A 25,008-nucleotide genomic window follows, 5' to 3' on the forward strand; every position below is an offset into this window, starting at 1 on the left:
TCAGAAAACTCCTTCCTGCTTTATTTGCATACAACTCTCGTTATTCTTCATTAACTTGTAGTGTAATTTAAGCCCAATCACGACTATGATTTCTTCTAAGATTCGTTTGTTCGTTTATCTTTCTGTTTTTTGGATGAGTATTGGTGCAGGCTATTCGCAAGTATGGCATCCTGTAAGTTCTAATGTTACCTTCAAAATCAAAATGCTTGGCGCTGAAGTAATTGGAAAACTGTCAGGGTTTCAGGGTACTATCCATTTTGACCCCGAACATCTGGCTCAATCTGTTATCTATGGCTCGGTAGAAGCTCAAACTATTGATACCGACAATAGTTTGAGAAATAGGCATTTGAAAGAAAAAGAAGGTTTTTTTGAAGTAGCTAAATACCCGACTATTACGATGAAGTCACTCAAAATAGAAGCTAATGGAGAGAGTTTTGTAGGTACTTTTGCTTTGACGATGAAAGGGATTACTAAAAATATCCGACTTCCATTTTCTTTTATCAATGAAGGAGAAAACGCTATCTTTAAAGGCTCAACTACCATTAATCGTAGAGATTGGCAAGTAGGCGGCGGAACGATTGGTATGAGCGACAATGTAGAAGTTTCGATTGTATTGAATGTGAAGAAGTAATTTTGAGGGTCAAAGGCAACAGGCACAAAGGCACAAAGTGTATTTCAGGAAAGAGTTGTATAAACACTTTGTGCCTGTTGCCTTATTGCCTTATCCCTTTTTAAAGATAAATTGATTAATTAGACGACCTATAGGGTCACTGAACTATTAAAAATGTTACCACAAACAAACGTAGAAGTTCTTACGCAGCTTACCGACTTGCTTGGTCAGATGAGTGATGAACAATATAAAAAACCTCTCAAACAACTTCATGATAACTCTATTGGGCAGCATGTGCGTCATATAGTAGAGTTTTATCAGTGCTTGCTCAAAGGCTATATTTCAGGAACGGTCAATTATGATAACCGTGAAAGAAAATCTCAAATCGAGACGGATAGATACTTTACCTTGCAGGTGCTAGGGGCTATTATTGGCAAACTTACTTTCTGGGATGAAGACAAAGTGTTGTCGTTGGCAACTAGCTATGACGGGGAGGAACTTTTGGAGATACCCACCAGTTTTAATCGTGAGTTGGTATATCTTATCGAGCATACCATTCATCATTTGGCGATTATCAAAATTGGTTTAAATGAGGCTTTTCCAATGATCGAAATTCCTGAAAACTTTGGTGTTGCCTATTCAACTATCCGTTTTAAAGAAAAATAAGTTTCAGAGGCTCTATGCTTTTGGTTTGCTTATCACCAATAGCCTATTGCCCAAAGTTGCTATTACAACCATGTGCGTTTTGACATTTGTGCCGAAAGGGGAACAAAATTTTATCTTGACTAACAATCGTGACGAGGCAACTGCCCGTCCTAAAGCTATACCGCCACAAGCATATCAAATCGGAAATACGGACGTCTTTATGCCTAAAGATGCTCTTGCAGGTGGTACGTGGATTGCTACTTCCGACAATTTTACTTTATGTTTATTGAATGGTGCGTTCGAAAATCATAAGCACCAACCTCCTTACCGACAAAGTAGAGGAACCATTATTCCTGCCTTTTTCGAAAAACAAAATCTTAATGCTTTTTTAGAAGATTTCCTTTTTGAAGGTATCGAAAACTTTACGTTGATAGTGATAGAACATCAAAGTAAACTTGTCCTTACCGAAATCAGATGGGATGGAGAAAGATTATTTGTTGCTGAAAAAGATGCACAAATGTCTCATATATGGTCGTCGGCAACGCTATACAATGCGCAAGTTCGCCATGAAAGAGAACAATGGTTTGAGCAATTATTACATCAATATCCCGCAGGGATAAGTGCAGACGTGCTATTAGATTTTCATCAAAATGGGGGTAATGGCGATATTCAAAATGATATGCGCATGAACCGCAATAATACACTGATGACCCAATGTATTATGCAAATCGTCAGACAAGAAAATGGAGTAGAGTACCAATATGTAGATTTTGTGTAAATACTCTTCTCTCAGGTATAAAGAAGTTATCAGTAAACAGTGTATTTGTTATTAGAATGGCTTCATCGTCAAGGGTATATAGTAGTTGGGTTGCAGATGTATTGTTGATTTAATTTTAAGTATTAACGTAAAATAAAATTGTATTAATACACTGTAAGCTTTAGATGTTAAGCCACAAAGCTCGTTTGAATTTGTTGAGACTATTTTAGCCGAAAGCCCATTGCTGAAAGTCGAAAGCCCAAAAGTTGCATTTTATTTTGCTTACCAACTTACCAAGACTGAAACGATATTTTTGGGGAGTGATTATAAGAATAATCACTCATTCACTCATTCTCAATTCACTCAATAGATAACTCCCTCCTCATCACTTCCCGAAGTGTTGTTTGATAACTTTCCATAACACCTTGGTCGGAACGGGTTTGATTCCTAGTTTTTGTTGTTGGATAGAAATATTCGCAATGATGCGCCAATGATAGGCCAAATCCTTGTAAGCCTTCAAAAGTTTATATTCTGGGTCGTAGATATGCCCAGGTTCGGCACTTACGCCGTTAAGTTCCATTACTCGAATATATTGCCCTTTGTACAAATCCTGAATCGAGCGCACACGCATGTCGAATCTGCCGTAATGAAAGCCCTCGATAGGTTTGGCAATTTTATTAAAAACTTCATGTAATTGTTCATTGATTAATTCATTGCCATTCAGGAATTTAGTGCCTCTGCAGTGGTTTCCAATAGGTTCTAATAAAATTCGCTCATGACGCTGTGGAATTTTATAAAAATCCATACCCAAACGCTTTTTCATATTTTCCAACTGAAAACGTGCACGAGTACTTTGTTGCATCAAGGTTTCGATACTTGATGTTCCGTCCCCAATCACCGACAAAAATTCTTTTTTTACCACAGAACTCACATAACCCTGTTCCTCGTTTGGAAGGCGATAATACAACACCCCCAGCTCAATATCATAGTCGATATATTCTTGAATGATAAAGTCGATAGGATGGCTGTCAAAATAGCTTTTGAGCGCTTTTTCATCCGTAATTTTCTCTACTTCTGTACCTCTTTCACCTACATTGGGCTTACAAATAAGCGGGTATTCCAGCGTTTTGATTTGTTCTAACACAAATTCAAAAGAACAACCTTGCGTAATAAAAACCGTTTGAGGAAGATATTGCGCAGGAATTTGCTTTAGAATATCTATTTTGGATTCACCAAAAAAACCACCATAATCAATGCATGGATCGGCATTGGTAAAAAGGTCAAGGATTTTGTTCGAAAAGCCTGATAAAGCCAATAGGGGATAAGTGGTAGATAAAAAGCCCACCATGTCCAATATTCGTAAGTAAAGAGTTTTATAAGCCATAATGGCCATTGTGTTTTTTTAGAAGTCATTTTTTGTATAGTGAACAGTTGCTAGGGCACAAAGTGTTTTTTTATAGTGAACAGTTGTTCAGGCACAAAGGCACAGAGTGTTTTTTTTAGTGAACAGTTGTTTGGGCACAAAGGCACAGAGTGTTTTTTTTTAGTGAACAGTTGTTCAGGCATAGAGGCACAGAGTGTTTTTTGTCTAGTGAATAGTTACAAAGGGTATAGGTGTAATGTGCTGATAATTAGTATTTTATTTTCATGATTCACAACTCACAATTCACAATTCATCATTCACCATTAACAATTCACAGCTCACTCAACAATTTTCCTCCTTGTGCTACAGCCATAATGATAAAAATATATGCCATCCATTTCTGGACGGTTTCTTGTTGAATTTTAGCAAAAATTTGATCTTTGTATTTTAAGGCCAGTTGACTGTAAAAGTAATTAAGCAAAAAAGCGCCGAATGAAGCTCCCATTGCAAAGGCAATTTTATCAGAATATGTCTGAACTTTTAGCCAAGAAAAAGTTTGATAATTAATCAATACAATCATCCAAAACGGCAAAAGTTGTGGATTGAAAATGGATAGCATCAAACCTTTCCAAAAATGAGCTTTTGAGGGACTGGTTCCCATATCTTCAGTATGTGCTTGCTGTTTGCTGATCCATGTAAAATACGCCAATATTAACAGTAAGGGTACTACTCCCCATTGAAGATAGGTCAATAACCACGGATAAAACTGAAAAATCACCAATCCTTCTGCCGCCAACAAACTATAAACAAACTCAGGAATACAGCCACCTACATTCATTTTTAGCGCACCTTTGGGGTTATTGTGCAAACTTAATTGTACCACCGACATATTGAGCGGTCCAGGCTGAAGCGAACCCATAAAGCTAATAATCGTGGTACAGAGAAATATGAGCATCGTTAGTTAATGGTGAATTTTGAATGAGTGAATTATGAATAATTTTTTTCCGTAGGTACGCAATGCCTTGTTTGTCAAACCTTTGATTAATGGTGAATTTTGAATGAGTGAATTGTGAATATTTTTTTATTTGTAGAGACTCAAGGCATTGCGTCTCTATACCTCATTGCCTAATCCCTGTCCCCTCATCACCTACCACTTTGTGCCTTTGTGCCTGTTGCCTTTGTCCCTCAACTCTCCCCTTTTTCCCTAATCCCTATCCCCTCTAAAAAACAAATCTACAGCAAAAGCATAGTTTAAGAAAGTCGGCGAGCGACCAAAATGATTTTTACTGTAAATTGCATTATGTTATTGCAAGAAAACACCCTAGATTTCCAAGAGGAAAACACCGTCTTTGCCGATGTAATCGTGCCTGTAGCGGTGCCAAATTTGTTTACATACCGTGTCCCTCGCGATTTTGCCCTGCATATTCGGGTGGGAGCAAGGGTTATTGTGCAATTTGGAAAATCTAAAGTAGTAACTGCTGTTATTGCTCGTTTACATCATCAGCCACCCCAAAAATATCAAGCCAAATACATTCTCGAATTATTGGACGATGCTCCACTGGTTACACCACAGCAAATTGAGCTATTTCATTGGATAGCAGATTATTACATGTGTCATGTGGGCGAGGTACTCAATGTGGCGTTACCATCTGGACTCAAAATATCAAGCTTGTCGAAAGTACAATTCAATCCAGAATTTGACCGTCCAGAACTCCTCACTGAGCGAGAGGTAGTAATTATAGAAGAACTCAAAAAGCATCAATCGCTTACATACGATGAATTAGCACGTTTTGCAGATGTCAAAAATGTCTACCATCTCATTAAAGCATTGGTACAAAAGCAAGCGATCATTGTTTTTGAAGAAGTTAAGGAAAAATATACGCCCAAAATTATTCGCAAAGTACGTCTTAACCATTTTTATGAGGAGGCAGGCTATTTGACAGCTTTGCTGGGTGAACTTGAAAAAGCGCCCAAACAGTTAGAAGTAATTTTACAATACTTGCGATATGTGCCTGTATTGCGCACACCTGCACTTAATGCGAAGGGTTTGGAGAAAAGTACCCTAACCAAAGCCGAGATTTCCGATAGTTCTTTGAATACCTTATTGAAAAATGGAATTCTCGAACAGTTCGACGTGATTGTAAGCCGATTTGAGGAGGATGTAGACTTTGTGGAAGCTCCAACGCCTGAATTGTCTGAAGCACAAAAGCGAGCATTGACCGAAATCATGCAGTCTTTTGAAGAAAAAGATACCGTTTTGCTACATGGAATTACGGGTAGTGGTAAAACGGAGGTGTATATCAACCTAATCGAGCAAGTATTGGCTGGTGGTTCGCAAGTACTGTATCTGTTGCCTGAAATTGCACTTACCACCCAAATTGTGGTGCGTTTGCGCAAAGTATTTGGGGATAAAATGGGGATATATCACTCTAAGTTTTCGGATAATGAGCGAGTAGAAGTCTGGAAAGGAGTTATTTCTGGTAAATTTCAGTTTGTGATTGGCGTACGCTCTGCGGTGTTTTTACCCTTTGATAACTTAGGTCTCATCATTGTAGATGAAGAACACGAAACTTCTTACAAGCAATTTGACCCCGCCCCACGTTATCATGCTCGTGATGTGGCGGTGGTGATAGCGCATAAGCAAAAAGCCAAAGTGTTGCTAGGTTCGGCTACGCCTGCCATCGAAACTTATTACAATGCCTTGACAGGTCGCTATGGTTTGGTAACGATGAAACAACGTTTTGGCGATGCCCAATTGCCAGATATTCGTCTAATTGATGTGAAATCTGCTCGCAAGAATAAGCAAGCCAAAGGCGATTTTTCGACGATGATGCTCGATGCCATTCGACTAAATTTTGAGCAAAAAGAACAAACCATTTTGTTTCAAAACCGTCGTGGGTACTCACCTTATATTCAGTGTGATGACTGCGATACAATTGTGTCTTGTCCCAACTGCGATGTGAGCTTGACCTATCATTATCGTGAGCAAGAATTACGCTGTCATTATTGTGGTTATCATGAGTCGATGCATCGCACTTGTCAGGCTTGTGGTTCTGTCAAATTGCGAACGAGAGGTTATGGTACTGAAAAAATCGAAGAAGAATTACAACTACTTTTCCCCGAAGCCAAAATCGCCCGTATGGATTTGGATACCACACGTACCAAAACGGCATTTCAAACTTTGATTAATGAAGTAGAAAAAGGAGCAGTAGATATTTTGGTAGGTACGCAGATGGTATCGAAAGGATTGGATTTTGAAAAAGTGAGTTTAGTCTGCATTTTCGATGCCGACAAAATGATTAATTTTCCTGACTTTAGAGCTACCGAAAAAGCTTTTCAGATGCTAACCCAAGTAGCAGGGCGTGCAGGACGCAGGTCGATACGTGGCAATGTATTGATACAAACCAACAATACAAAACAGCCAATTTTACAACAAATCATCGATGGTGATTATGAAGGCATGTATACGCAAGAGATTGCAGAGCGTGAAGCTTTCCGTTATCCGCCTTTTACCAGATTGATTAAGATTATTGTTAAACATACCGACGATGCCGCTGCCGACAAAGCAGCCAAGGATTTAAGCATAAAGCTTATCGAAAAACTTAGCGCAGCACGAGTTTTAGGACCAGAAAGACCGCTTGTAGAACGAGTTCGTAATCAGTTTATTTATGAAATTATGATTAAACTTGAAAAGAACCTGCCACTCAAAGCAGTCAAAAATTATATTTCTGAACAAATCGAAACCATCTCAGTTGGAAAAGAATATAAAGGCTGTAGTATTATTGTTGATGTGGATTGTGGGTAGGCTTTGAGCTTTTGGTTATCAGCTTTCAGGAAAGATACACAATCAATGATGAATCTTTCCTGAACCTTCCAACAAATGAAATCCAAATAAGATATAAAGTTCGTATATCGCTAGGCGGATACCTGCTACTTAAACTTTGCTTCCTATATCATTATGAAAAATATCTTATTGCTTGTGATGGCTATTTCTTTGTTGGGCGGAATGGTCGTATTATCTTACTTTTTTACTCCCTTGGCTTGGGGTGCAGGACTTCTTTGGCTTTGCCTTACCTTACTTTGGCTTTGGAGTTTACGCATCAAAGACTCCAGTATTATTGATTCCTTTTGGGGAATGGGCTTTGTGATGTTGGCATGGCTTTGGTATGGGCTTTTATCTGATACCAATCCGAGAGCTTTGGTGTTATGTGTCTTGGTCTCGATTTGGGGAATACGATTGTCAGCACATATAGCAGTTCGTAATCATGGGAAAGGCGAAGATTATCGCTATCAAGCTTTCCGCGAAGCGCATGGAGATAAATATTGGTGGAGATCATATTTCAGAGTATATCTACTACAAGGAGTATTGCTTTGGTTGATTTCTTTACCGCTATTTTTTACCCAACATACAGCCTTTACAGGTTGGACGTGGGTCGATGCCTTGGGCGGCATCATCTGGTTGGTAGGTTTTGTATTCGAAGCCTTTGGCGACTGGCAATTAGCGCAATTCAAAGCTAACCCTCACAACAAAGGCAAAGTATTTGACAGTGGTTTGTGGCAATACACCCGTCATCCCAACTATTTTGGCGATGCGGTATTATGGTGGGGATATTTCTGTTTTGCCATTGCAGCAGGAGCAAGCTGGACGGTCTTAAGCCCTCTATTAATGACCTTCCTTTTGATGAAAGTCTCAGGCGTAGCTTTACTCGAAGAAAGACTCGTAGAAACCAAACCCCAATACCTCGACTATATGAGCCAAACTCCAGCGTTTTTTCCTAAGTTTTGGAGATAGAGGTGATAAATAAGAAGGGTGGGGGTCGGCTTCCCATTTTTAGTACATTTTGAAAATATAGGTAATCTTTATGATTTGATCATGCTTTTAACCCTTCTTGAGCTGAGTATATCATTACACAACGAAGCTCAAGAAGGGTGTTTTGTTTTTTTATAATCTATAGACTCATGCTACCCCAAGAGACATGTGGACTAACGAAATAATCTTCTCTCTTCTTTAGGGAACTTCCTCTAAAGAATCAAATGCACAGATCTAACACAGGTATACTGTAAGTTCTGCACTGTTAATGGAGTAAAGTAAAGCATATTATTTCTTTAAACTTTAAACCTGTTTTTTTTAGGAAAGCTTAAATATCGTAACGATAAGTATTTGTGAAGATACCGAGGATGTGGGATAAATTGCTATATTTGAATAGGCAGATTTTTCTTTCAAGTACATTTAAAAACTTCACAAACTATGACAAAATCTACTACGCTACACATTCTTACATTTTTGGGATTGGCCTCTGGTCTAACAATTGCTTTTAGCAAACTTCCGCCGATTATATTATATGCTATCGACTTCAGAGAAATGCTGTGTGGTATGGGTCCTTTGCTGGGAGGATTAGTTTGTTATCAGATATATGGTATATCTACTTCCTATTCAGTTGCAGGAACACAGCCTATCAAAATTTGGGCTATGGTAGGATTAGTTTCCTTAACTTTTCTACTAACGAATACTGGTACTTCATCGAGTACTAGCTTACCCTTTATGCTTTCTCAAATGTTGTACTGCTTTGGAGAAGAATACGGTTGGAGACATTATCTACAAACTGTTACTAACCCACTCCATAAATGGCTTCAGCCATTTGTCATCGGATTAATTTGGTTTGTTTGGCATTTTGCTTGGTTACCTGAGCCATTAAAAGCATTGCTAGGTCAAAACTTCAATGCACCATTACCTATCGGCATTATTACAGGCATTGTTTCGCTAGCCTTGTTTTCAATGTTTTTGGGATGGACTATCCAAAAAACAGGTGCAGTTCTAGTACCAACATTAATACATTTTGCTACGAAATCAAATTCTGGTACTCTCTTGGCAACCATAATTGTTGTTGTCCTTGGCATTATTACTTGGGATACTTTTAGCTTGGGAAAGGCGATGCGAAAATAATTCTTATCAAATGCCAATTCTACATTAATCTTTAAGCTACTTTTTGTAACCCTATAAAATGAAAAACGAACCTCATTGTATCAATAAAAACGACTTACTGGAACGAACCAAGCAAGATATTGCCCAATTTGGACTTCAAGTAATATCGGTTACATCTACTGACTATCTGCCATCTTTTTCTTTCAGTATTGGCTTGACCCAAACATACCAACATCCAGAAATTATTTGCTTTGGACTGCCTAGCAGTTTAGGTCATGAAATAATAAATGACATTGCTTCTATGCTTAAAAATGGAACAATATTCGAAGAAGGGGAAATTTATACAGATATCTTTCAAGATAGTAGAGCTACTTTTTTATCGGTTGATGAAAGTAATTTGGAATACTATTTTGGCGCAGGACTAAACTATTATCAGGATAAACCTTTTGAAGCTTTGCAGCTCGTTTGGACTGACCGAAATGATTTATTTCCTTGGGAGGATAATTTTGAAGAGGAGTTTTTGTATCAACAGCCTTTACTCGACAGAAATACAGCATTCAAGTTTAATGAGCCGCCGCATTTGAGCATTTTTACGACTCGTCAGTGGCTTGAAGAACATAAGCCAATTCTAAGGGTTGTGCATGATCATGATGGAGATTGGCAGTTTTTGACAGGAGACCAAATACCCGAAGATATACGAGTCGTATCTCTTTCTGAAATAGTTCGCAGTGACCATACCTTAAATGAGGTCTTCGACCTAGAATACGGCGAAGATGCCGAAAGAGCATCCGTTGGTGAAGCATGGGAAAGAAATTCACTAGAAGAATATGAGGAGGAGTAGAGGATTAGGTTAAAGATAAAGAACGTATTATTACTAAATTTCTAAACCTTGGTAAAAAGAACCTTCTTCAAAAAATAAATTGTTCTACATCACTTCACCCATTTTCAAAACTCATGATTCTGGTTTAGATTTAGGGAAAATTCACACTATCAACAAATTGTGGTGCTTTTCACCCCACTTACTTCCAAACTATCATGAGAAAACTTTTCCTATTGCTGGCGATACTGCTTGGTATTGCTCCTGCTTTTTCACAAGAAATCCCTAAAATTTTACCGCTGAAAGAACGTGCTGTATTACAGGATGAATTGCTTGATGAGCGTTTCAAAAGCGTATTGCCTAATCTGATGCGCAAAAATGGAATCGATATGTGGGTTATTATTGCCCGAGAATACAACGAAGACCCTGTTATCAAAACTATGTTGCCGTCCACTTGGCTCAATGCTCGTCGCCGTACTATTTTGGTTATCTACGACAAAGGCGAGTCGCAAGGACTTGAGGCTTTGGCTGTGGCTCGTTACAATGTCGGTACTATTTTCAAATCGGCTTGGCAACCTGAGAAAGAACCTAATCAGTGGAAACGTCTGGTTCAAATTATTGAAGAAAGAAAACCTAAAAAAATTGCCTTGGATGTATCTGAGCAATACGCTCATGCCGATGGTTTGAGTCATTCGGAGCATGAATCTTTGATGAGCAATATGCCCGCCGAGTACAAAGGTAAAGTTACTTCTGCCGAGCGCCTTTGCGTGGGCTGGCTCGAAACTCGTACACCGCGCGAAATTGCCCTTTATGAAATGCTAGACCGAATTACTCATCAAATCATTGCGGAGGCATTTTCTGAAAAAGTTGTTATCCCTGGAGTAACTACTACCGACGATGTGGTGTGGTATTTGCGTGAGCGTGTAGCAGAACTAAAACTTGATACTTGGTTTCACCCAACGGTAGACATCCAACGCCCCGACCCAGATAAAGTCAACTGGCCGTATGACCGTCGCCCCGACGTAGAAGTGATTATGCCAGGTGATTTATTGCATTGCGATTTTGGGATTACGTACTTGCGTCTCAATACCGACGTACAAGAAATGGCGTATGTCTTGCGCCCCGACGAAAAACAAGTACCCGATTATTTGAACAAAGCCTTTTCTGCGGGTAATAGATTGCAGGATATCATGACGGGTTTTTTTAAGGTAGGAATGACTGGCAATCAGATTTTGGCGCTATCGCTTCGCAAAGCCGAACAAGATGGAGTTGTTGCTCAGATTTACTCGCATCCAGTGGGGTATCACGGACATGCGGCTGGTCCTGCCATCGGTATGTGGGATATGCAAGGGGGTGTGCCCGGTTCGGGCGAGTACTCAATTAATGAAAATACGGCCTACGCTATCGAACTAAATGCCAAGGTGAAAATTCCTGAGTGGGGCAATAAAGAGGTACGTGTGATGTTGGAAGAACAGGGGCTTTTTATTAATGGGAAAGTACACTATATTGATGGTCGCCAAAAAAACATACTCACTATTCCGAGGCGACAAAAAATAGATCATTTAGGTCAATAATGAATTTTAGAAAAGGGTTTGAAGTTGATTTTTCAAATCCTTTTTTTGTAAAAAAATGAATCTTATTAAATGGTGTAATCGGAAGGATATGTATCTTTGAATCAAATTTACCTTGATTAAAGTGAATATTTTGCATTTGTGTATTTTGGTGTCAGTTTTTTGTGCCAAGGTAGATGAAGAAAGTCCTTGTGTTTTCGGAAAAACTCTGTAACTTACTTTCGATTCCGAGCTTATTTTACTCTAAGTATTAGCTGATGTTTTTACGATTAATACTGTTAACTGTCTTTTTAAATCCTTACCTCATTTTTTCACAACAAAAAAAGCTAGATAGCTTACTTTTGGTGTGGAAGAGGGACTCTGTTAGTATAGCTCAAGCTCCTGATTCAAATGATGTCAAATTATTGAATTCGATAGGCTATGAATACATGCAGAGGGCATCGGCTAATACCATAAAACTTTCAAATACGGCCTTTATTCTTGCTGAAAAAATCAAATATGATAAAGGACAAACAACAGCTCTTGCCAATCTTGCTCGATATTATTATGTCAAATGTGATTATGAGCTTTCGTTAAGATATCTTCTAAAATCTTCTGCTATCAGCGACTATATTCAGGATTTGGATGGTAAAGCTGGCATGGCCAATCTGCTGGCGCTTATTTATCTTGCTCAAAAGAAACATCTTCCGGCCAAGAAAGAACTATTTACCGCTATTAGTTTGAATAAAAAGCTTAATAACTCCCAACGGTTAGCATCAAACTACTTCAATCTGGCTCTGGCAAGTAAAGAGCTCAAACAGCCAGATAGTACCTATTACTATATTCAGTTATCCAAAAAACTTGCTGTTAAAAATAATGATGATCATCTTATTGCGATGTGTAACAATCGTTTAGGGGAATTCCATTGTTCTAAAGGTCGTTCAGAAGAGGCTGTTTTTTATTATACTTCAGTCATTAAGAATCCAAAGTACCAGAATGATTGGGAGAATAGCTTTGCCTACACAGGGTTAGCTAAATGTTCCTATTCAAAAAAGAAATTCAACGATGCCGTTTCATATGCCCATAAAGGTTTAGAACTGGCCCAAAAAACCAATACGCTTTGGGATATCCACATGGCGCTAAAGGTACTTCATGAAGCTTATCACGCTGCAGGAAAAGATGCTTTAGCTTACAAATATCAAACTTTGGAAAAGCAGTATAGTGACAGTCTTTCTAATGAAAAAACAGAAATTGAGTTAACAAGCTTATCCCTCAAGCGCAAGCAGGCCGAAAATGATGCTTTGATGCGTAGAAATCAGGTAGTACAGCAAAAGGCTGCAAATAGCCAAATGCTGATGATATTAATTGCTTCGGTTTCGGCATCTTTATTTATTATTTTAGGATTGAATATCTGGAATACGCGTAAAAAACAGCGTTTATATGATGATATTCAGGAAAAATCTGAACAAATTTTAGCCCAAAGCCACTTGATTGAAAAACAAAATGAAGAGCTTTTGGAATCAAACAGAACTAAGAATAAGCTCTTTTCTATCATAGGTCATGATTTGCGCTCGCCTTTTGCTACCATCTTGGGCAGTTTTAAAATGTTTAAAGCTGGGTATTTGGGTGAAGCTGAAAAAGAAATGATTTTAGATAAAATCTATGAACAGGTAAGTGCTACTTCCGAAATGATTGACCACTTGTTAACTTGGGCTAATAGTCAAAAAGAAGGTCTAAAAACCCAAAAGCAAGAGTTCTGTTTGAGCCAAAAAATGGAACAGATTATGGAGGTGTTTACTAATACTGCCGAAAGCAAACAAATCTCGCTTACACATGAGTATGCCGAGCCTGTGTATATATTTGCCGACCCCGACCAAGTTCATATCCTTTTTCAGAATCTTATAGCCAATGCTATCAAATTTACCAAGCCCCAAGGAAAGGTAGAAATATCATATCAAACAAGCTCAACCCATTTGTTGGTAATTGTGAAAGATAATGGCATTGGAATGTCACCAGAAAAACTCTCTCAATTATTCACGATGACTGGCAAAGGGATATCGACCTATGGAACCAACTATGAAAAGGGACTAGGAATAGGGCTGAGTCTAGTCAAACAATTTGCTGACCTTAATGGTGCTAGTATTTCGGTAAAAAGTGAAGAAAATAAAGGTACAGAATTTATCATATCATTTAACATACCCATTTCTATGGAGAAAACTGTTTAATTCAAAGCTTCTTTCAGGTATACTAATTGCTCCTGCAAAAAGCTTCGTTTTTCTTCAAAAAATACCTTCCATTCCATTTTTTCGAAGATTTGTATAGCCGTAAAAAGAATATTTAGGGCTTTTGTATCGTATTCTGGATTACTAAAATAAACAAAAGTCCCATCCAAAAACGTTTGACAAGAAGCTCGGTCTTCCTCTTCCCAATAGGATTGCCAGCGTTCCACTTCGAGTAAGTGTTGAAGAGCCGATTTAAGTTCTTTCTCGATTGGAATAAAATCTTCAAATTGCTGGGTGATTTCTTCAAATGGGGTATTTACATGAGTAAACTGCAAGGCAATATATATTTTTTGAACTAACTCATAATTTTGCTCATGTAGGTGCTTAGTTTCTGTGAGTAATGATAATGCTGTTTCGTATTGTTGTCCATGACCCTGAGCCGTAGCACGTTGAAAACTGAGCACCGAAACCTTTTGTTCATGCTCAAACAAGGTTTTTGTACCCGTCTCTAAGGCTTTTTGTAAATCTTCGAGGAGCTTATTAATCTCCGATTTCGCAACTCTTTTATTGTCATATTCGATAAAATCTGGTAGTTCAGTCGATGCCGTAAGTTGATGAAGCTTGTTAATATCATTGTTCAGAATCGTTATGGCTTCCAACTTGTTGAATATTGCAGCTGAAAATAGGCTTTCTGGTTCAATTTCGGCATTTTTAAAAGATTCTTCTAATGGCGCAGGGTGACGCCAATCAAAATATCCTTTGTATTCGGGCGCATAGCTGTTATGTGTTTTTTCTTTCTGTAGGTTATCCACAAATTGTTCATAACTCACCAACTCTGTAGCTTTATCGTATTGCACCAATGCAAATAATTGTGCTGTTTGATGTTGCAAAATATCCTGTGGGTTTTGTAATAAATGAATCGCTAAATCACGATGCACTTGTTGCTGCTGGATATTGAGTTTGTGAAGATGTTGTACTCTTTCATTCATGCTCGGGTGAGTTGCCCATTGGTCTTCAACCACGAGCTTGGATTGGTTAATTTTATCAAACTTTTCCAAAGTAACTTGCGGTAACTCTTGGAAAATAGGTACCTCATTGGCTTCGGAAATTGATTTCATAACCCAGCTCTGTTGTGGATAAATATTGTTAGTAATCTGCGCTTTACTGATATTTCTTTCATAATAATTTAAAACAGTATAATAGGCAGTATTTGACAAATCAATTCTTAAAAGGGCATTTGCCAGTGCATCAGACCCTGCCACATGGGCAGCGATGGCATCGGCATGAAACTCCATTTCTCTCGAAAGTTTGAGGTAATTAAGATTAATTAGTTTGTAGAAAAACTGAAGGATTTTCTGGATACCGATAATGATATAAATTGCCACACGCACTCCCAATTTAATAAACCAATGGATGTTTGCCCATTGATCAATCAAAGATCCAAACGAATCATTTTGAAATAAAAGGTTGTGAATTACCTGATTGGCATAATACACATAGCTACCGATTTTCATAGACTTTTGAGAAAAGTGCCCAAATTCGTGAGCTAGCACTGCTTTTAGCTCATCTTGGGTCAGGCTATTCATCAGTCCAATACCTATTTGAAGGTTCTTTTTAATCGGCAAAAACATACTCAGAAAGTTTGAGTCATAAAACACAGAAGCATTGACATCGGCAGTGAGATATACTTTTTTAGGAAAACTTGTTCCTACTTTTTGAACAATTTCATCTAGTAGGGCAAATAACTGAGGTTGTTCATTTCTAGTAATTTCTGTATATCTGTCTAGATTAGTAGTGTTTCGGATAAAGATAAATTTTATAAGAAAAATCAAAACTACTACACCAATACTCATCAATCCAATACCTATGAATGCCCCCCAAATGTGAATTCGAGAAACCATAAGAATCATAAAACTCAAACCAGCGACACCTAGAATTGCAGTAAGTCCTAGTGCTAGTATCAATAATAAAATGTAAATGCCAATAAATACAATTATTGAAATAGTTGCTGCAATAGCGGCATCTTTGAAGGTTTTTGATGGAGGAACAACGATTGTACGCATGGTGAAACTATTGAGTTGGGACTAGATTTAGAGAAAAATGATCATGTTAAAGTTTGTAAAATTTAAACGTAATGTTATTTTTATTCTTGAAAAAGTTTAAAAAAAGTATAGCAAATAAGCAAAAATATTTTTGATAAATAGCGCTAAATGCCTCTTAATCAGAATCCCTAAATATTTCTGTGCAAATTGTTGCTGAAGTTTTTTATTTTCCATAAAATTGGAAGAATAAACTAACTTTTCATACAAAATGAATTATTTTTCTGCACTTAAGTTCAAGATATTGCTAATTGCTTTAATCTTCAGTTTTAATGGCCTTATGGCTCAGAAATCTCCGATTAAATTCGGAGATATTCCCACATCAGACCTCGAAGCCAAAGTTTACGCTATCGACTCATCTGCCTCAGCAGTGATTCTTTGTGACTATGCAACCTTGACTTATGCCTACTATTCTTCTGGTCTAAAGACCATGTTTACCCATCATCGTCGTATCAAGATATTAAAAAAATCTGGCTATGATTGGGCTACCTTCGAAACGATGACGAGAGGAGGAAATCAAGAATCTATTTCAGGGATCAAAGGAGCAACTTACCGTTTGGTTGGAGGTAAAGTACAGGTTGATAAATTAGAAAAATCAGCCATTTTTGAGAACAAATCTGACAAAAACTTTACTTCTCACAAGTTTACACTTCCCAACGTTCAGGAAGGAAGCGTGGTGGAGTTTACGTATCAGATACAATCCAATTACGATACCGAGATTCCAACGTGGCGTTTTCAGCACTCTATTCCTACCCTCTGGAGTGAGTATTGGGTAAATGCTCCCAATTTTTACGTGTTTAGATTGCACACGCAAGGGTATGAGCCTTTTGTTATTTCAAAGCAAGACCAATCGAGCATCATGCTTGAAGGGTCTAGTTATGCAAGTACGGAATATCATTTAGCCGTAAAAGATGCTCCTGCTATCAAAGAAGAGCCCTACACAACTACCATAGAAGACTTTACAGCTAAGATACAGTTCGAAATCGCGGCGTATGTACCACCTAATGGCATTAGTAAAAACTTTTCATTGACTTGGGAAAATTTGGATGCAGCATTATTGGGCTATGACTCGTTTGGTAAACTTGCCAAACCTGATGGCGCCGTCAGAGATATTGTACCTTTCCTAAAACGGACAGATTCAGATACTTTAGCGCATTTAAACAAAGTGCTTGATTACGTTCAAAAAGCAGTACTCTGGAATGGGGATGCAAGTATGTATGGCTCGAATACTCGTAAAAAGGTATTGGAAAGTAAGCTAGGAAACTCCGCAGACTTAAATCTTTTGCTAGTAGCTATTTTGAAAGAACTCAAATATGAAGCCCAACCCCTGATTTTGAGTACCCGTAATCATGGTATGGTCAATGAGACACAGGTGTTAGAAAAGCGCTTTAATTATGTGGTAGCTGGCGTTTTGATGCCTAATCAGCAATGGTTGTTATTGGATGCCACCGACCCTATGTGTAAAGCAGGTAGCGTGCCATTTCGTTGTCTTAATCAGCAAGGAAGAATCGTAGCTTCGGGTACTGGAGAATGGGTTGAAATTACCCCGAAAGAAAAATATACTGCCGCTCAAAGCGTATCGGTCACCGTAAAAGCCAATGGCGATGCTGAGATAAAGGGAGATTTACTTTTTCAAGGGTATGCAGCTATGGCTATGCGCAAAGTCTATCAGAAGGAAGGTGAAAAAGCTTTAGGTGAATATCTGAAAAAGGAATACCCCAACCTTCAAATCAAATCCTTTAAAGTGACTGGTCAGAGCAAATATGAAGATGCTTTTACTATTTCTGTTGATGCCGAAGTATCAGAAGCTGTTAATATCCTTGGGGAGCGTATGTATATCAAACCTAGCTTTGGCTTAATCGATACCGAAAACCCTTTTCACAATAAAGACCGCAAGTTTCCTGTCAACTTTGGGTATTTGCAAGACGATCTTTCTACCATTATGATCAATTTTCCTGAAGGGTATGTGGTAGAAGAATTGCCCAAATCAGTAAAAGCTGTTACGCCTGATAAGATGGTAAATTATACTTATCAACTATTTGCTAATGGCAATCAGATTGCATTTATGAATAAGTTATTTGTCAAGAAAACCTATTTCTATGCAGAAGAATATCACGATTTAAGACAAGTATTTGATTTGATAGAACAACGTAACCTCCAACAGATTGTGTTGAAGAAGAAGTAGGTCTGATAATAGATACATCGACCCTACAACTTTGAGAATATCATAGCCATGATTTACCAATTTTTCTATAAGAAAGATTGTTAAATCATGTGTTTTAAGCGCTTCGGTTTTCTGCTTTTCTCAAAATATCTTTTCTGAATTGCTCAATTCAAAATCGATTCTATCCGAGCATATTCTTTCCCAAATAAACCTTAAAACAATGAAAAAAATAACCTTTTTACTACTAATGCTTTCAATGGCTTTTATAGCCAATGCCCAACAAGAACTACCTAAATTCCCCGATGTAAAAGTAGAGGATTTGAAGAAAAAAGAGTATGTCAAGGATTCTTCTGCCGAGGCTTATATCATGATGAATTATGGGAATGGATGGGTGTATAAAAACTCGGAAGGTGGCTATGAGATTGCCTATCAATACTTTACTAGAATTAAAGTATTGAAAAAAAGCGCTTTTGAGCGGGCTACAAAAACACTTTTCCTCTACAAAGATGATACTCAACAGAATATAGAGACCGTCGAAAATGTCAAAGGACGAACTTACAATTTTATCAATGATGGAATAACCATTGAAGAACTCGACCCCAAGGACGTATTTAAAGGAAAATATGACAAATCTTATGATAAGGTAAGTTTTACTTTACCCAAAGTAAAAGAAGGCTCCATCATTGAATATTCTTATGTGGTTCGGTCGCCGTATCCTTTCAAACCTAAGGATTGGTATTTTCAGTATAATATCCCTTGTGAGCGAAGTGAATATACCTTTAGTTCTCCAACCAATTTGGCCTATCGTATTTTGATGCAGGCTTGTGAAGGCAAACTTTCATTTGATAAATGTGCAACCGCCGACGAGTATCGCACTTGCCAATGGTTGATGTTGAATGTTCCCGCCCTCAATCGTGAAAAGTATGTTGCCAACTTGGATGATTATACTCGAAAAATCCACTTTGAGCTGGCTGAATACATTGTGGATGGCATGAGTAAACCTAAAAACCTTTCCATAGATTGGCCTGCTTTTGACAAGCAATTATTAATTGACGAGGATTTGGGGGGAAGAATTGGTAAAATCTCAGCTTTTGATGCCACGGCTCAAAGTCTCAAAACCCAAAAAACAGATACGCTTGAATTGGCAAAGGAGGTTTACAAATATGTACAAAGCAATTTTACTTGGGATGGCAATAAATACCTATTTACTCAAAACACCTTAAAGGAGATATTCAACCGTAAAACAGGCTCGGGTACTGAGCTGAATTTATTACTTATTTCGCTACTGCGTCAGGTCGGAATAGAGGCCAATCCTGTAGTAATTAGTACCCGTGAGCATGGTCGAATATGGAAAGATTATCCTATGATTAGCAGATTCAATTATACTTTAGCGCATGTCAATATCAAAGGGAAGGACGTCTTGTTAGATGTAACTGATAAAAACCTTCGCTGGGGATTATTACCAAGTTTTTGTATGGTGGGCGAAGGTCGTTTATTAATTAGTAATAAATCTCAATGGCTTCCTATTCGTACACCTGAGAAAAGTGGAGAAATGATTAATATGGAATTTACATTCGGAGAAAAAGAATCAGAACTTGAGAGCCAAATTACTTATGCTGGGGTAGGGTACCAAGCCATCGACTACCGCACCGAATACAATACTTTAGGCAAGGAGAAGTTTGCAGAAAAATTTCGTAAAAAACTTTCTACTATCGACAAAGCTTTGGTAGAATTTGAGGGCTTTTCAAGTACAGATACGGATGTTCAGCCTGTAATAGCTGTGACAGGGAAAAATCCAGAGGGATATAGTGTTGTAAATGGTAAAATCTATCTTAAAACAATTCCTTATGATGGTACTACCGAGCATCCTTTTGTTAGTGCCGAAAGAGCTTTTCCTATTGATTTTACCTATCCTACCGAAGAGACTATTACTTGCAAATATACCATTCCAGATAATTATGCGGTGGTCGAACTTCCCAAAGCGATTCGAGTGACACTTCCAGAAGATGGTGGTAGATTTAACTTTTCGGTTGCTCAATATCAAGGCGGTAAAGTCATAATCGTAACCAGCCAAATACAGCTCAAAAAATCGATTTATGGTGTAGACGAATATCAAGCCATCCGTACTGTTTATGACCATATTGTGGCCAAACACAATGAAATGATCGTTCTTCAAAAAAAATAATACTATGATGCTAACTACACGATTACTAAAAGTTTTCTTACTACTATGCTTTGTTTATCCTATTACTGCTCAAACAGTGGTTTGGAATGTACAAGGTATTCCAGAAAAATTAAAGGAAAAAGCTCATGCTGTAATTCGTACAGATGAGAATGTTTTGTTGGTGAAAAATGAAGGTTTTTTAACTCGAAAAAAACATACAGTTATCACCATTCTCGACGAAGAGGGACTTAAATACGGGCATCTTTATATTGACTATAATAAACTTTCGAAAGTTACCGACCTCGAAGGCGTACTTTACGATGCTGCTGGCAATAAGCTTCGTAAGCTCAAAAAAGAGGAAATAAACGATATTGGCAATGTATCCGAAACTAATCTATTTGACGATTATCGCTATAAATCGGTACAATTCAACTATGCGAATTTTCCATTTACGGTAGAGTATTCCTACGAAGTGTCCGATAAGAGAATGGCCTTCTATGAATCATGGTTTCCTGGAGATGATACCGACGATGTGTCAGTACAAGCCAGTAGCTTACAAATAGAGATGCCTGCCAATATGCAATTACGATATAAGGAAATCAATGGCGTGGCATCGGTCGAAAAATCTCAGAATGGCGCTAATACGGTGTATAAATGGAAGGTAAGCAATCTCCCGATTAAGGCTCATGAGCCTTACGCTCCAGCTTGGTCTGAGCGTGGCCCGGGTGTTTGGACGGCTCCTGCTACTTTTGAAATGGATGGTTATAAGGGTGATTTTTCTACTTGGCAAAAAGTTGGAGAGTTTGATAATTTGCTCAACAAAGGAAGAGAAACCCTACCTCCTAGAGTAGTGAATGAAATCCAGACACTTGTCAAAGGAGAAACTACACAAGAAGCAAAAGTCAAAAAGGTATATGAATACCTTCAACAACATACCCGATATATTAGTATCCAGTTGGGTATTGGGGGCTTGCAACCATTTGAGGCTTCTTTAGTGGCCGAAAAAGGATATGGAGACTGTAAGGCACTAAGTTTTTTTACAAAAGCTATGTTGAAAACTATTGGTGTCGAGTCGCATTATGCGTCAATTAAAGCAGGGGAGGCCACAGCGGATATTCTGACAGACTTCCCAGCGCAACAGTTTAACCATGTGATTTTGTGTGTGCCAATGCCCAAGGATACCATTTGGCTAGAGTGTACCTCGCAAACAAATCCTTTTGGATACTTATCCAATTTTACGGCTAATCGACATACGCTTTTGGCAACACCGAGTGGAGGCGTATTGGTCAAAACTCCGGCGTTATCTGCCAAAGACAACCAAGTGAGTCGAAAAGTTAAAATGGAATTGGGAGCTGATGGTTCGGCAAAGGCAAAGATTGACGCCCATTTCAAAGGGATTTTTTATGATGATATGATAGGGCTGATTCATGAAAATAATCAAGAAAAAACCACCATCTCTTTACTAAAAAACTTCTATTTGGGCAATGCTCAATTAAGCAAAATTGCTTTGCAAGAAAATAGAGATAAAATCCCGAGTGTTCAAGTTGCTTTTGATGCCGATTTAAAAAAACTAACCTCTCCAAGTGGGTCGAGGCTATTTGTGACTCCTGATATTTTCTTCAAAGAAGATGGTGTACCATCATCAGGCTCCGAGCCTCGTACCATGGATGTCGAGTTATTTAATAATATATCTTATAACGACGAGATTGAAATTCAGCTCCCTACTTACCAAGCAGTGGAGGCATTGCCAACCGATGTAAGCTTCACATCAAAATTTGGAACCTTCCAAGTAAAGTACCAATTACAGGGCAACAAATTATTATTGACTCGCAAGTTTACACGCAATAATGGAAAATATAAGGCCAATGACTTTGCAGAATTGATTGATTTCTATAAAAAAATCTCAAAAGCAGACCGAGCACAAATGGTTTTGAAGTTGTAAAAACCCTTTAATAATCCCTTAATGACCAACTCCGTAAGTTTTTCAAGAACTTACGGAGTTTTTGTTTTGGTCAAGCAAGTACAAAAAGCGTAAAACTTGTAACTTTGCGCTCTCAAATACAAATACGGAAAAACAACAACTCATAATATCATTGCTCAGGTATCAAAACACTTTCCTAATACTTGAGTAAACAAGATTGCACTAGCAAGGTATTATCTAATTTTATACACAATGAAAATTTCACTTAATTGGCTTAAACAGTTCATCGAAATTAATGAATCTCCCGAAGAGCTAGACCAAATGTTGACAGGTACTGGTTTGGAGGTAGAGGGTATCGAGCGTCACGATTCTATCCCAGGTGGGTTACAAGGCTTTGTTGTTGGCGAAGTACTTACTTGCGAACGATTTATGGTGAAAGAAAAACAGTTGAGCCTTACTACAGTAGATATTGGTCAAGAAACTCCCTCTCAAATTGTTTGTGGTGCCGCCAATGTTGATGCTGGTCAAAAAGTGATTGTAGCAACCGTTGGAACAACTCTTTACGACAAAGAAGGTAAGCCAGTGTTTGCTATTTCGAGCAAGAAAACTTACGGACATTTATCTGAAGGGATGATTTGTGCTGAAGACGAAATCGGTATTGGTTCTTCGCATGATGGTATTTTGGTATTGGATACAGATTTGCCAAATGGTACGCCTGCCACCAAATACTTCAACCTTGAAGCAGATTATATGATTGAAATCGGTTTGACACCAAACCGTGCCGATGCTGCATCTCACTGGGGAGTAGCTCGTGATATTAAAGCTGCTACGGGTCGTGAAATCACTTTGCCATCTATTGAGGCTTTTAAAGTAGATAATAACAATTTTCCGATCGAACTTATCGTAGAAGATGCGCAGGCTTGTCCACGTTTCTGTGGGGTAACTATCGATGGCGTTACCGTAAAACCTTCACCAGAATGGTTACAAAATGCCTTGATTACCATTGGTTTGCGTCCTATCAATAATATCGTTGATATTACCAATTTCATTTGTCATGGCTTGGGTCAACCAATGCACGCTTATGATTGGAGTGCTATCAAAGGTCAAAAAGTAGTGGTGAAAACTCTACCAGCAGGTACTAAGTTTACCACACTTGATGAAGTTGAACGTACTTTAGGCGAAACAGATTTGATGGTTTGTAACGCTGAAGAGCCAATGGGTATCGCAGGCGTATTCGGAGGAGCAACTTCGGGTATCAAAGACGAAACAACTCGTGTATATTTGGAGGTAGCGTATTTTGATCCTGCTTCTGTTCGTAAAACAGCACAACGTCATGGTTTGAAAACGGATGCTTCTTTCCGTTTTGAACGTGGTACAGATCCAAATGCTAAATTATATGCTTTGAAATACGCTGCCTTGTTGATTCAAGAATTAGCAGGCGGTGTCATTGCTTCCGAAGTTTCGGATTTCTATCCAAATCCAATTCAAGATTTTGTAGTACCTGTAACATACAGAAATATTGATAGATTGATTGGTAAGCAATTAGGAAAAGAGCTTATCAAGTCTATTTTGGTATCGTTGGATATTCAAATTACAGAAGAAACCGAAGCTGGTTTTACTGCGATTGTTCCTCCATATCGTGTAGATGTTACGCGTGAGGCTGATATTATTGAAGAAATCTTACGTGTGTATGGTTTCAACAATATTGAACTTTCAGAAAACTTAGGAACTGACTATCTTTCTGATTTCCCAGCGAAAGATCGTGATAAATTGCAATGGAAAATTGCAACAAGTTTGGCTGGAAGTGGTTTTTCTGAAATTATCACTAACTCATTGACAAAGCCTTCTTACGCTGCTTTGATTCAGAGTGATTTACAAGGTGAAAATGTTGAAATTCTAAACAAGTTATCAGAAGATTTGGCGGTAATGCGTCAATCAATGGTTTTCTCTGGCTTGGAAGTATTGGCTCACAATATCAATCGTCGCCAGAAGGATTTGAAATTGTTTGATTTCGGAAAAACTTATCACAAAGTCAACGAGAAATATGTTGAAAAACGCCACTTGGCGATTTACTTAACAGGTAATATTTCGGCAGAAACTTGGCAGGCAAAATCTGAAAAGATTTCATTCCACACTTTGGCGAATGTAGTTACTAAGTTGTTGAAAAGCTTAGGTTTCAAAGATTTCCAAACAAGACCAATCGAAGGTTCTGCTACTTTTGAATATGGTTTGACGTACGTAATCAACAAGAAAGAATGTGTTAGTCTGGGCTTAGTAAAAGCAAAATTGGCGAAGGCTGCCGACGTAAAACAATCGGTATTCTATGCTGATTTGGATTGGGATTACTTGTTCAAACAATACAAAGAAAACGTAGTATTTACCGAATTGTCTAAATTCCCTGAAGTTCGTCGTGACCTTTCATTGGTATTGGACAAAGAAGTTACTTTTGACCAAATCCAGAAATTGGCAAAACAATACGAGAAAAACTTGTTGCGCCAAATCAACGTATTTGATGTATATCAAGGCGAAAACTTGGGTGAAGGCAAAAAGTCTTACTCAGTAAGCTTTATCCTGCAAGACAACGAGCAAACGTTGACAGATAAAGTAATTGACAAAACAATGGAGCGTTTAATGGCTGGATTCGAGAAAGAAATCGGAGCAGTAATTAGAAAGTAAATTAGCTGTAGGCTTTTGGCTTATGGCAATGGGGTTTCGGCTTTCAGCCTAAATCCTACCACTACAAAAAAAGCTGAGAAGACATATCTTCTCAGCT

Annotated in this window: 16 protein-coding genes; 13 read left to right on the forward strand and 3 right to left on the reverse strand. The window is 38.1% G+C overall.

The window, feature by feature from the left end; all coding sequences use genetic code 11:
* Window positions 1-85 precede the first annotated feature (85 nt).
* The 3 genes from BWI92_RS07760 to BWI92_RS07770 all read left to right on the forward strand — a co-directional run bounded on the left by BWI92_RS07760 (window position 86) and on the right by BWI92_RS07770 (window position 2,033).
* Window positions 86-631, forward strand: coding sequence for a YceI family protein (locus BWI92_RS07760; protein WP_095161587.1), 546 nt, complete (start codon window positions 86-88; stop codon window positions 629-631).
* 153 nt (window positions 632-784) lie between these two features.
* Window positions 785-1,276 carry a hypothetical protein gene (locus tag BWI92_RS07765; RefSeq protein ID WP_095161589.1) on the forward strand — a complete coding sequence of 164 codons (492 nt, stop codon included), beginning with the start codon at window positions 785-787 and terminating at the stop codon, window positions 1,274-1,276.
* Window positions 1,277-1,346: 70 nt separating this feature from the next.
* Window positions 1,347-2,033 carry an NRDE family protein gene (locus tag BWI92_RS07770; RefSeq protein WP_141234713.1) on the forward strand — a complete coding sequence of 229 codons (687 nt, stop codon included), beginning with the start codon at window positions 1,347-1,349 and terminating at the stop codon, window positions 2,031-2,033.
* A gap of 364 nt (window positions 2,034-2,397) precedes the next feature.
* Here BWI92_RS07770 and BWI92_RS07775 read toward each other — a convergent pair whose 3' ends face one another.
* Both BWI92_RS07775 and BWI92_RS07780 read right to left on the reverse strand, forming a co-directional pair.
* On the reverse strand, window positions 2,398-3,396 hold the full coding sequence (locus BWI92_RS07775; protein ID WP_229362784.1) for a hypothetical protein: 999 nt from the start codon (window positions 3,394-3,396) through the stop codon (window positions 2,398-2,400).
* Window positions 3,397-3,706: 310 nt separating this feature from the next.
* Complete coding sequence (locus tag BWI92_RS07780; RefSeq protein WP_095161594.1) at window positions 3,707-4,330, reverse strand: LysE family translocator; 624 nt, start codon at window positions 4,328-4,330, stop codon at window positions 3,707-3,709.
* Window positions 4,331-4,675: 345 nt separating this feature from the next.
* On the opposite strand from BWI92_RS07780, the gene priA reads away from it, so the two are divergent.
* The 6 genes from priA to BWI92_RS07810 all read left to right on the forward strand — a co-directional run bounded on the left by priA (window position 4,676) and on the right by BWI92_RS07810 (window position 13,890).
* Window positions 4,676-7,180 (forward strand): primosomal protein N', encoded by a 2,505-nt coding sequence (gene priA / locus BWI92_RS07785; protein ID WP_095161595.1) that lies wholly within the window; start codon window positions 4,676-4,678, stop codon window positions 7,178-7,180.
* Window positions 7,181-7,333: 153 nt separating this feature from the next.
* Window positions 7,334-8,167 (forward strand): DUF1295 domain-containing protein, encoded by an 834-nt coding sequence (locus tag BWI92_RS07790; protein WP_217903387.1) that lies wholly within the window; start codon window positions 7,334-7,336, stop codon window positions 8,165-8,167.
* Window positions 8,168-8,623: 456 nt separating this feature from the next.
* Window positions 8,624-9,319, forward strand: coding sequence for a type II CAAX prenyl endopeptidase Rce1 family protein (locus tag BWI92_RS07795; protein WP_095161598.1), 696 nt, complete (start codon window positions 8,624-8,626; stop codon window positions 9,317-9,319).
* Between the two features lie 58 nt (window positions 9,320-9,377).
* A complete protein-coding gene (locus tag BWI92_RS07800) occupies window positions 9,378-10,139 on the forward strand; it encodes a DUF4262 domain-containing protein (protein WP_095161600.1) in 762 nt (253 codons plus the stop codon).
* Window positions 10,140-10,333: 194 nt separating this feature from the next.
* The gene (locus BWI92_RS07805) at window positions 10,334-11,689 is read left to right on the forward strand and encodes a M24 family metallopeptidase (RefSeq protein WP_095161602.1); all 1,356 of its coding nucleotides are present in this window, start codon (window positions 10,334-10,336) and stop codon (window positions 11,687-11,689) included.
* A 425-nt stretch (window positions 11,690-12,114) separates the two neighbouring features.
* Window positions 12,115-13,890 (forward strand): ATP-binding protein, encoded by a 1,776-nt coding sequence (locus BWI92_RS07810; RefSeq protein WP_176464367.1) that lies wholly within the window; start codon window positions 12,115-12,117, stop codon window positions 13,888-13,890.
* On the opposite strand, the gene BWI92_RS07815 is transcribed toward BWI92_RS07810, so the two are convergent.
* A complete protein-coding gene (locus BWI92_RS07815) occupies window positions 13,887-15,950 on the reverse strand; it encodes a M48 family metalloprotease (protein ID WP_095161606.1) in 2,064 nt (687 codons plus the stop codon). The genes BWI92_RS07810 and BWI92_RS07815 overlap by 4 nt on opposite strands.
* A 316-nt stretch (window positions 15,951-16,266) precedes the next feature.
* Here BWI92_RS07815 and BWI92_RS07820 point away from each other — a divergent pair, with 316 nt between their 5' ends.
* The 4 genes from BWI92_RS07820 (at window position 16,267) to pheT (ending at window position 24,911) form a co-directional block, all read left to right on the forward strand.
* A complete protein-coding gene (locus BWI92_RS07820) occupies window positions 16,267-18,171 on the forward strand; it encodes a DUF3857 domain-containing protein (protein ID WP_176464368.1) in 1,905 nt (634 codons plus the stop codon).
* Window positions 18,172-18,370: 199 nt separating this feature from the next.
* Window positions 18,371-20,335, forward strand: coding sequence for a transglutaminase domain-containing protein (locus BWI92_RS07825; RefSeq protein ID WP_095161609.1), 1,965 nt, complete (start codon window positions 18,371-18,373; stop codon window positions 20,333-20,335).
* 4 nt (window positions 20,336-20,339) lie between these two features.
* Window positions 20,340-22,256 carry a DUF3857 domain-containing protein gene (locus BWI92_RS07830; RefSeq protein WP_095161611.1) on the forward strand — a complete coding sequence of 639 codons (1,917 nt, stop codon included), beginning with the start codon at window positions 20,340-20,342 and terminating at the stop codon, window positions 22,254-22,256.
* Between the two features lie 231 nt (window positions 22,257-22,487).
* The gene (pheT, locus tag BWI92_RS07835; protein ID WP_095161613.1) at window positions 22,488-24,911 is read left to right on the forward strand and encodes a phenylalanine--tRNA ligase subunit beta; all 2,424 of its coding nucleotides are present in this window, start codon (window positions 22,488-22,490) and stop codon (window positions 24,909-24,911) included.
* Window positions 24,912-25,008: the final 97 nt, after the last annotated feature.

This window comes from Flectobacillus sp. BAB-3569 (assembly GCF_002270355.1).
Classification (GTDB): Bacteria; Bacteroidota; Bacteroidia; order Cytophagales; family Spirosomataceae; genus Flectobacillus; species Flectobacillus roseus.

Coding starts and splice junctions, on each gene's coding strand:
- BWI92_RS07760 (WP_095161587.1), top strand. CDS start 86: ATGATTTCTTCTAAGATTCGTTTGTTCGTTTATCTTTCTGTTTTTTGG.
- BWI92_RS07765 (WP_095161589.1), top strand. CDS start 785: ATGTTACCACAAACAAACGTAGAAGTTCTTACGCAGCTTACCGACTTG.
- BWI92_RS07770 (WP_141234713.1), top strand. CDS start 1,347: ATGTGCGTTTTGACATTTGTGCCGAAAGGGGAACAAAATTTTATCTTG.
- BWI92_RS07775 (WP_229362784.1), bottom strand. CDS start 3,396: ATGGCTTATAAAACTCTTTACTTACGAATATTGGACATGGTGGGCTTT.
- BWI92_RS07780 (WP_095161594.1), bottom strand. CDS start 4,330: ATGCTCATATTTCTCTGTACCACGATTATTAGCTTTATGGGTTCGCTT.
- priA (WP_095161595.1), top strand. CDS start 4,676: ATGTTATTGCAAGAAAACACCCTAGATTTCCAAGAGGAAAACACCGTC.
- BWI92_RS07790 (WP_217903387.1), top strand. CDS start 7,334: ATGAAAAATATCTTATTGCTTGTGATGGCTATTTCTTTGTTGGGCGGA.
- BWI92_RS07795 (WP_095161598.1), top strand. CDS start 8,624: ATGACAAAATCTACTACGCTACACATTCTTACATTTTTGGGATTGGCC.
- BWI92_RS07800 (WP_095161600.1), top strand. CDS start 9,378: ATGAAAAACGAACCTCATTGTATCAATAAAAACGACTTACTGGAACGA.
- BWI92_RS07805 (WP_095161602.1), top strand. CDS start 10,334: ATGAGAAAACTTTTCCTATTGCTGGCGATACTGCTTGGTATTGCTCCT.
- BWI92_RS07810 (WP_176464367.1), top strand. CDS start 12,115: ATGCAGAGGGCATCGGCTAATACCATAAAACTTTCAAATACGGCCTTT.
- BWI92_RS07815 (WP_095161606.1), bottom strand. CDS start 15,950: ATGCGTACAATCGTTGTTCCTCCATCAAAAACCTTCAAAGATGCCGCT.
- BWI92_RS07820 (WP_176464368.1), top strand. CDS start 16,267: ATGGCTCAGAAATCTCCGATTAAATTCGGAGATATTCCCACATCAGAC.
- BWI92_RS07825 (WP_095161609.1), top strand. CDS start 18,371: ATGAAAAAAATAACCTTTTTACTACTAATGCTTTCAATGGCTTTTATA.
- BWI92_RS07830 (WP_095161611.1), top strand. CDS start 20,340: ATGATGCTAACTACACGATTACTAAAAGTTTTCTTACTACTATGCTTT.
- pheT (WP_095161613.1), top strand. CDS start 22,488: ATGAAAATTTCACTTAATTGGCTTAAACAGTTCATCGAAATTAATGAA.